This is a genomic window from Vibrio sp. V43_P6S15P86, assembly GCF_009904725.1.
GTDB classification, from domain to species: Bacteria; Pseudomonadota; Gammaproteobacteria; order Enterobacterales; family Vibrionaceae; genus Vibrio; species Vibrio diabolicus.
On sequence record NZ_WXWT01000342.1, the window covers coordinates 1 to 9,052 of the forward strand.

Genomic DNA, 9,052 nt, shown 5'->3' on the forward strand with positions numbered 1-9,052 from the left:
GTCCTCATTTTGCTATCTAGAACAATAAAAACCATTCTATTAGTAGGTAGTTTAGAAGCTACATAACTCCAACCTACAATACCAAGGCACTCTCGACATCATGAAAAACCATACCCTAAAAAACATTGTGGTCCTCATCTCGGGTAACGGAAGTAACCTGCAAGCTATCTTGGAAGCTTGCGAAGACAGCATGCCAAACGCACGAGTGGCAGCCGTGTTCTCTAACAAAGCCGATGCTTTTGGTTTAGAACGTGCAAAAAAGTTTGATGTAGACGGTCACTTTGTCGACCCTAAAGCATTCGACTCGCGTGAAAGCTTTGATGCAGAGCTAATGAGTCAAATCGATGAATACCAACCAGACGTGATTATTCTGGCGGGCTACATGCGTATTCTGAGCAGCGAGTTTGTTTCTCATTACATGGGTAAGATGATCAATATCCACCCTTCTCTTCTACCAAAATATCCTGGGCTACACACACACCAGAGAGCAATAGATGCTGGCGACAAAGAACATGGTACGAGTGTGCACTTTGTAACGGAAGAGCTTGATGGTGGCCCTGTCATACTGCAAGCAAAAGTTCCTGTGTTCGAAGACGATGATGCTAGTGTACTTGCAGCACGTGTTCAGGCTCAGGAACACCGAATATACCCTATGGTGGCGAAGTGGTTAGTAGATGAGCGCTTGATCATGAAGGATGGTAAAGCCTATTTAGATGGCGCAGAGCTTGGCACACACGGCTACGCCTCCGATGAGTAGTCCTGAATACCAAACTCCAAACACAAAAGAGCAGCCTGAGAGCTGCCTTTTGTTATTTTGAAACATATAAAACTGATTCAAGAAAACCGTAGTGAGACTAGAAACCTAAAACCCAACATTCTAAAAAATCCCATAACCACTTGAGTAACATAACACTCGGAAAGTAGATTCTGAATCTGGTTCGTTCTTCACCGTTCAGACTGACGAGGTGTTTTATGAGAAATTTCTATCAGTTACGTCTTTACAGCAAGCCTTAGCGAGACTAGGACTCTACTACCAGCACTCTAGAAAGTAAGAATGCTCATCCGTATCCGCCCTCGGTTTAAAACGCATAAAAATAAAGCTCGCGATTAAGCGAGCTTTATTTTTATATTCAGAGTAAGAGACCATCACTCTAACGGTTCGGTTGGCGCTTGATTGCCCGGCTTAGCCGCCGCAAACGGCACATTCACCAGTTCAGAGGCATTATTTTTGACTAGTTCACCTAGGTGAAACAAGCCGTATTCGCCAGGTTTCATACGCTGCCAAGCTTCGTTGCCCGTCAAAGGTTGAGTTGCGATCACAGAAACGATGTCATGTGGCGTGGTTTCTTCTTGGAAGTTAATTTCCACATCTTCATCAAGCAAAGCAGCTTTTCCAAACGGTGCGCGTCTCGTGATCCAATACAAATGATTGGTGCAATACGTCATTACATACTCACCATCACTCAGAAGCATGTTAAATACACCCTTCTCTCTTAGCTCATCACAACATTTAGCAACATATAAGAATACCGACTCCATATCCTTTGGCGGCTCAGGATATCGATCTTCCATTTGCTTCAACAACCAGCAAAATGCCAGTTCACTATCTGTTTCACCGACAGGTCGATGTCGACCTGTATGTAAGTCTTGATAGCCAGAGAGCTGACCGTTATGCGCAAACGTCCAATACCTACCCCACAGCTCACGTGTAAAGGGATGAGTATTTTCTAAATTAACACCACCACGATTCGCCTGTCGGATATGACTAACGACCGCACGACTTTTGATGGGATAATTTTGTACCAACTCTGCTATTTTAGACTCACAACTTGGCTTGGGATCTTTGAAGGTTCGAAAGCCCTTCCCTTCGTAGAAGGTGATCCCCCATCCGTCACGGTGTGGGCCGGTTCGACCTCCACGCTGCATGAGCCCAGTAAAACTGAAACAAATATCCGTTGGAACATTAGCGCTCATACCGAGCAATTCACACATGGTTTAAAAAACTCCCTAACAACACAGCTCGAAACGGTGGCCGTAAACGATTATTCCATCTCTTTTTCGATCAACTGAATGATGATATGAATAATCTTAATATGAATTTCCTGAATGCGGTCTGCATAACCAAAGTGTGGCACGCGGATTTCAATATCTGCAAGGCCTGCCATTTTGCCGCCATCTTTACCTGTTAGCGCAATCGTCTTCATGCCTTTCGCTTGTGCTGCTTCAATCGCTTTCAGGATGTTACCTGAGTTACCTGACGTCGACAGACCAAACAGTACGTCACCTTTTCGACCAACCGCTTCTACATAGCGTGAAAACACGAAGTCATAACCAAAGTCATTACTCACACAAGAAAGGTGGCTTGGATCTGAAATAGCAATACCAGCATAGCCAGGACGATTTTCTCGGTAACGGCCTGTTAGCTCTTCGGCAAAGTGCATTGAATCACAGTGAGAACCACCGTTACCACACGACAATACTTTACCATCTTGCTTGAATGAGTCAGCAATCATTTTCGCCGCTGCTTCGATTTGCGCAATGTTATGGTCATCGCTTAAAAATTTGTTGAGCACTTCAGCAGCTTCGTTTAATTCACTTCTAATCAGATCATGGTACATAAGACGTTCTCTTTATTATTTCGGCTTCAGTCAGCTCTTGACTCACTGAGCAAATTGTTCTGATACCAATTTGGTATCGGACATTTCATAAACCTGAACTCGGGTTTGATTACTCTGAGTTTACCCACAAACGAGAATTAGTGTCGATAGTGAACCAACAGATTTAGATTAGTGATGGTAATAAACTTGTCAACTTGCTCATGAAACCATCACTCAAATCTCAACTTTAGAATTTTAACTCTACTTAGATCACTTTTTATCCAATCTTATGTTTTACATTTCCTTAATATTTTGATTACACTTAAACCAACTGGTTAGACCTCTTACCTAACATGCAGACGTACAAAACTTATAAAGTCTGAAAAGGAAAATATATATGGACATCTTGCTCTCAATCATCACGATGGCGATCGTGCTAGGCATTACGCTCTACCACCGCATGTCTCTCGTGAAATCTATTAGCTTACTCACCGCGGCCATGCTGGCTCTTACAGTAGCAGGAACTGTCGGCGTTATTGGTTGGGCTATTTACGTTCTCGCCGCAGCTGTGCTCGCGGTTCCTGGCGTACGTCAGTCTTTAATTAGCCGCAAAGCGTTAGTGCTTTTCAAGAAAGTGCTGCCAGCTATGTCTCAAACCGAAAAAGAAGCGTTAGACGCAGGTACCGTCTGGTGGGAAGCCGAACTGTTTAAAGGCAAACCAGAGTGGCAAAAGCTACACGCGATTCAAGCACCTAAGTTAAGTGCGGAAGAACAAGCCTTTTTAGACGGCCCTGTGAATGAAGTGTGCGCCATGGTGAGTGATTTCCAAGTGACCCATGAACTCGCGGACTTACCGCCAGAAGTTTGGCAATACCTGAAAGATCATAAGTTCTTCGCCATGATCATTAAGAAAAAGTACGGTGGTTTGGAATTCTCAGCATACGCGCAATCTTTGGTGCTACAAAAATTAACGGGTGTTTCTGGCGTTCTATCGTCTACCGTTGGTGTTCCTAACTCTTTAGGCCCTGGTGAACTACTGCAACACTACGGTACTGAAGATCAAAAAAATCATTACTTACCGCGTTTAGCTGAAGGTAAGGAAATCCCTTGTTTCGCCTTAACGAGCCCAGAAGCGGGTTCTGACGCAGGCTCTATTCCAGATTACGGTGTGGTCTGCAAAGGCGAATGGGAAGGAAAAGAAGTACTGGGTATGCGCCTGACTTGGAACAAGCGCTACATCACCCTAGCGCCAGTCGCAACCGTACTAGGCTTAGCATTTAAACTTCGCGACCCTGAAGGTTTACTTGGTGACAAAGAAGATCTTGGCATCACTTGTGCGCTTATTCCAACTGATGTCAAAGGTGTTGAGATTGGTAACCGACACTTCCCGCTCAATGTGCCATTCCAAAATGGTCCAACGCGCGGTAAAGACATCTTTGTACCTATCGATTTCATTATCGGTGGTGAAAAAATGGCGGGCCAAGGTTGGCGTATGCTGGTTGAGTGTCTATCGGTTGGTCGTGGTATCACGCTACCTTCAAACTCAACAGGTGGCATCAAAACTGCGGCAATGGCCACAGGCGCTTACTCACGCATTCGTCGCCAGTTCAAACAGCCTATCGGCCATATGGAAGGCGTAGAAGAGCCATTGGCACGTCTTGGTGGTAATGCTTACGTAATGGATGCAGCAAGTAACTTAACCGTGGCAGGTATCGACCTAGGTGAAAAACCTTCGGTTATCTCAGCTATCGTGAAGTACCACTGTACGCACCGTGGACAACAAAGCATCATCGACGCAATGGACATCGTAGGCGGTAAAGGGATCTGTATGGGACCTTCTAACTTCCTAGCGCGTGGTTACCAAGGTGCGCCAATCGCGGTAACGGTTGAGGGTGCAAACATTTTAACACGCTCAATGATCATCTTTGGTCAAGGTGCGATTCGCTGTCATCCATACGTTCTTGAAGAAATGAACGCCGCGTACTCTGATGCCAGCGACTCTGTAGAGAAGTTTGATAAAGCGCTTGCTGGTCACGTGAGCTTTACCATGAGTAACCTCGTACGCAGTATCTGGTTTGGTTTAAGCGACGGTTTAGGTTCTTCATCACCAACCAAAGATGCAACCAAGCGTTACTACCAACAATTGAACCGTTACAGTGCAAACCTTGCTCTGCTATCGGATATCTCAATGGCAGTGCTAGGTGGCTCTTTGAAGCGTAAAGAGCGTCTATCAGCGCGTCTTGGTGACATTCTAAGCCAGCTATATTTAAGCTCTGCGGCGTTGAAACGTTTCGAGCAAGATGGCCGCCCAGTCGAAGATTTACCATTAGTACACTGGGGTCTACAAGACAGTTTGAAACAAGCGGAAGTGGCGGTAGACGAATTCTTAGCAAACTTCCCGAACAAAGTGATTGGTCGTGCACTGCGCGTGTTAATCATGCCATTCGGTCGTGTACGCAAAGCGCCAAGCGATAAACTAGACAGCAAAGTGGCGCGCATTCTACAAACGCCTAGTGCAACGCGCTCACGCATTGGTCGCGGTCAGTACCTTGAACCAACCGAGCACAACGCAGCAGGTAAGATTGAGCTTGCCCTGTCAGTCATTCTTCAAGCTGAGCCAGTGTTCGACAAAGTATGTAAAGCGCAAGGCAAACGTCGTCCATTCCTACGTTTGGATATGATTGCTCAGGAAGGGCTAGAGCAAGGCTTGATCACGCAAGAAGAAGCCGACCTACTAAGAGAAGCTGAACAGCATCGTCTGGATACAATCAACGTTGACGACTTCGAGCCGGAATTGCTCGCCGCAAAGCCGCTATACCCTCAGATGGATAGCGTTGCCTAACTCTCTAATCTGAAATCATACAACGGGAGTGTCAGCTCCCGTTTTTTTATTGCTACCAGAATAGCGTTCATAACACCTCACACCACGAAGAACCTCTGCGCAAGCGCAATAAAATCCACGCACTCCGAACCTTCCCCCCGGTTTCCAGTGATAACTAACTCACAGACGTTCCAAGCAAGCGGTGTATACTTTTAAGTAACTCACTCACATATATGGTAAATCCGTTGGCTAAAATATTATTCGCACAGTGGTTCCCTGGGCTTGTTCAGCTTAAGCATTATCAAAAAGAATGGTTTGTTAACGACTTTAGAGCCGCCTTTTCTGTTGTCGCGGTTGCCCTGCCAGTTGCCATAGCTTATGCACAATTAACCGGGGTATCCGCAATTGTCGGTCTTTACTCGTGTGTACTGCCAATGTTGGTGTACGCCATGATGGGCACATCTCGACAACTCATTGTCGGACCCGATGCAGCAACCTGTGCAGTGATCGCTGCTGTTGTGACACCACTTGCCGCAGGTGACCCCACAAAACATTGGCAGTTAGTCATGACCATGACGGCGATGACTGGTATTTGGTGTGTACTGGCAAGTCGTTTCAAGTTAGGGGTGTTTGCAGACTTCCTTTCTCGCCCGATTCTTTTGGGTCTACTCAACGGTGTCGCTCTCACGATTATCGTTGGTCAGTTTGCCAAAGTGGTCGGTTTGAAATACGAACAACGTTATTTGCTGGAACGCTTATGGGAGGCTCCACAACGATTAACCGAGCTTCATTGGCCTACCGTAACTCTGAGTATCGTGACGGTTGTCGTTTATTTGCTCACCAAACGCTACCGACCAACTTGGCCTGCTGCCATGCTGGCGATACTCGTGACTACCGCGTCAGTTTGGTTTTTCCATTTACAAGAGATGGGCGTATCCGTGGTTGGACTCACTCAAGGTGGTTTCCCTCAGTTTCAAACGCCGGAGTTTGAGCTAGGTGAAGTTCGTGAGCTAGTGGTCCCGGCGCTCAACCTTGCGATTGTCAGCTTTGTTAGCATGATGCTCACCGCGCGCAGTTTCGCCGCTAAAAACGGTTATGATATTGATGCAAATAAAGAGTTTCAGGCGTTGGGCTTTGCCAACATTGCCTCGGCGTTTTCACAAGGTTTCGCGATAAGTGGAGCTGACTCACGCACAGCGGTAAATGATGCAAATGGCGGTAAATCTCAATTAGTTTCGATTGTCGCCGCAATCACCATTGCCATTATTGCGGTATTTATTTATGAGCCTTTACAGTTTATTCCCATCGCATCACTTGGTGTCGTGTTGATCATCGCATCCTTGTCTCTGCTCGATCTCAAAGCCATTTGGAAATTAAAATCTCGTGACAAAGATGCGTTCTATCTAGCAATCATCACTTTTATTTCTGTTTTGATCGTAGGCGTAATACCGGGGATCACTTTAGCGGTACTGCTAGGGCTATTTCAATTTTTACGTATTGTCATGCGACCGAGTGATCAGCTACTTGGCTTGGATGAAAAAGGCACCATTCGGACCATCGACGACTCAGGAAAAGCTTCGCCTATTCCTGGAATGGTGATTTACCGCTTTAACTCGCCGCTGACTTACTTCAACGCACCTTACTTTAAACGCCGAGTGTTAGAGCAAGTAGAACATCACAAAGACGCAAGTTGCGTTGTCATCGACGCCGTATCGAGCTTTACTCACTTAGATCTCAGTGTGATGGCAACACTGTCAGATATTCACAATACTTTAAAAAAGAGAGGCGTACGCTTAATCCTCGCAGGAAGGAAACGACGCTTACGTCAATGGTGTGAGCTTACTGGTATCAGCACCAGTGAAGGAGGCATCTTACTGCGAGCCGATATGTACCTTGCCATTAAACTTAGTGGCTGTTACATCAGTGCTGTGGGTGAGGGACAAATTCCTACTGTTCAAAAAGAGCCTGATTTAGAGCAGCCACCCAAACCAATTCCAGAAGTGGCTTAAGTAGAAGTTTAATATAGAAAACAGGAAATTAAACTCCTGTTTTCTAGTGCTTATTTGCACAGCTGAATACGTGTTACACCTTCGGCTTAAACTTTTTTGTCATCCCTTGGCTTTTAGGAGCCACCAGCCTATAACCAAGCTTTTCGTAAAAGACCGGCTCATCAGCAATCATAGAAACGTAAGAGCCTTCAAGTGCAACAGAAGAAAGATAACCGTCGATGTATTCCATGACTTTTCTACCTAACCCGTTACCTTGATAATCAGGGTCAACGGCAACGTCGACAATTTCGAAGTTACACGCCCCGTCACCAACAATCCGGCCCATTGCAATGAGCTTTCCTTCATCCCGGACAGATACGCCATACAACGAATTGGGTAGACCAATTTCAGCAGCTTTCAACGATTTGGGTGATAGCCCGGCTTTGACACGCATATCACAGTATTCTTTCGGGCTTGGCACATGCTCTTCATATCTTATTGTCATTATGTACGACTCCTTTGTATCATCTTGGAGCTTACACAACCAAACTGTATAAATAAACAGTTAAACATTGGAAAGATGTTCCCGTTAAGCACACAAAGTATCGGGTCTGGAAAAGAAGCTACCGACAACTCTGACGCCATAATAGATATAAGTTGCTCTGAAGCTAGACATTCCTTTTTCTAAACATATTTCTCTCAGCAACATATCCGCATGCTTTCGAGCACTTTGAGGCAACACCTCCTCCCTCATGAGTTGGTAAAGAGCATCATGCACTAAAGAAGCTTTCATAATGTTTTTTGTGTCTAACGCTGGCCCACTCGCTCCATCCCATGCATAGCCCTTTTTAATCGTTAACACGCCTTGTTTGGACAAACTAAGAAAAGGGCTGTCATACACCTGACTCACTGAAATGCGAGTCTCAATCTGTTCTTCAGAATGGAGAGTGTATTTGTACTTCTGACGCTTTTTGTATTTCATAACCTAACCGCCTAACTAACTTGAGTGGGAGGAACGGGGATAACTCTCAAATTAGAGTTTCTCAGAGAGCTTTTTCAAGTAGGACTTTGCAAGATCATGGTTATCTCTGCTCAACCACTTAATACAATCAAAGAGTTCCCAAATCAGGCCTTGATCACCACTGGTATAAACTGGGAAATCTTCATGCTTTGGCGCAGGTTCATCAGTAACCATGCCAGCAATCACATCAGCTTTATCAAATAAAACCTTAAATGGCTTAGAAAGTTTGAAAGGCTCACAGAGATCTAAACAATGAATCTCTGCACTGGTTAGGTCATTAAAAATGTATTTTTTGAAGCACGCATTTTCGTTGTGCTCTCCCTCAAGTCGATAAAAAATGTCTTTATTAGCTTCAAACTGGGTAAAGCAAGGCTCTGAGGCTTTATGGAAGTTATTTTGAGTAAAGACAACAATATCAGCGTCCGAAATACGGTCACCTTTTCCTGATGACAATGAACCAAGCAATACCGCAGCAACAACGTCTTTTTCAGAATAAAAGGCATCATAAGCAGACTCAACCAAGGCCTTTTGTCGTGGTAAATGCTCTAGTTCTAACGCTCCAATTGTCATAACTCACTCCGTCGATACGCACTAAAATCAAGTCGAAACGTAAAGAGTATCATGC

8 protein-coding genes are annotated in these 9,052 nt (G+C 45.1%); 3 read left to right on the forward strand and 5 right to left on the reverse strand.

The window, feature by feature from the left end; translation table 11 throughout:
• The first annotated feature begins 100 nt into the window (after positions 1-100).
• Positions 101-757 (forward strand): phosphoribosylglycinamide formyltransferase, encoded by a 657-nt coding sequence (purN, locus tag CAG69_RS15335; protein ID WP_134647202.1) that lies wholly within the window; start codon positions 101-103, stop codon positions 755-757.
• 389 nt (positions 758-1,146) lie between these two features.
• Here the strand turns inward: purN and CAG69_RS15340 are convergent, their stop codons facing one another.
• Together CAG69_RS15340 and lpcA are read right to left on the reverse strand one after the other, a co-directional pair.
• Complete coding sequence (locus tag CAG69_RS15340) at positions 1,147-1,992, reverse strand: class II glutamine amidotransferase (RefSeq protein WP_005380394.1); 846 nt, start codon at positions 1,990-1,992, stop codon at positions 1,147-1,149.
• A gap of 50 nt (positions 1,993-2,042) precedes the next feature.
• Positions 2,043-2,618, reverse strand: a complete 576-nt coding sequence (gene lpcA, locus CAG69_RS15345; RefSeq protein ID WP_005380392.1) for a D-sedoheptulose 7-phosphate isomerase — start codon at positions 2,616-2,618, stop codon at positions 2,043-2,045.
• Positions 2,619-2,994: 376 nt separating this feature from the next.
• Between lpcA and fadE the strand changes: the two genes are divergently transcribed.
• Both fadE and CAG69_RS15355 read left to right on the forward strand, forming a co-directional pair.
• Positions 2,995-5,439, forward strand: coding sequence for an acyl-CoA dehydrogenase FadE (gene fadE, locus CAG69_RS15350; protein WP_161444956.1), 2,445 nt, complete (start codon positions 2,995-2,997; stop codon positions 5,437-5,439).
• A gap of 212 nt (positions 5,440-5,651) precedes the next feature.
• On the forward strand, positions 5,652-7,427 hold the full coding sequence (locus CAG69_RS15355) for a SulP family inorganic anion transporter (RefSeq protein ID WP_006741676.1): 1,776 nt from the start codon (positions 5,652-5,654) through the stop codon (positions 7,425-7,427).
• Positions 7,428-7,500: 73 nt separating this feature from the next.
• On the opposite strand, the gene CAG69_RS15360 is transcribed toward CAG69_RS15355, so the two are convergent.
• The 3 genes from CAG69_RS15360 to CAG69_RS15370 all read right to left on the reverse strand — a co-directional run bounded on the left by CAG69_RS15360 (position 7,501) and on the right by CAG69_RS15370 (position 8,997).
• Positions 7,501-7,911 carry a GNAT family N-acetyltransferase gene (locus CAG69_RS15360; protein WP_161444958.1) on the reverse strand — a complete coding sequence of 137 codons (411 nt, stop codon included), beginning with the start codon at positions 7,909-7,911 and terminating at the stop codon, positions 7,501-7,503.
• An 84-nt stretch (positions 7,912-7,995) separates the two neighbouring features.
• Positions 7,996-8,388, reverse strand: a complete 393-nt coding sequence (locus CAG69_RS15365) for a DUF1353 domain-containing protein (RefSeq protein WP_161444960.1) — start codon at positions 8,386-8,388, stop codon at positions 7,996-7,998.
• Between the two features lie 51 nt (positions 8,389-8,439).
• On the reverse strand, positions 8,440-8,997 hold the full coding sequence (locus CAG69_RS15370; RefSeq protein ID WP_161444962.1) for a hypothetical protein: 558 nt from the start codon (positions 8,995-8,997) through the stop codon (positions 8,440-8,442).
• Positions 8,998-9,052 lie beyond the last annotated feature (55 nt).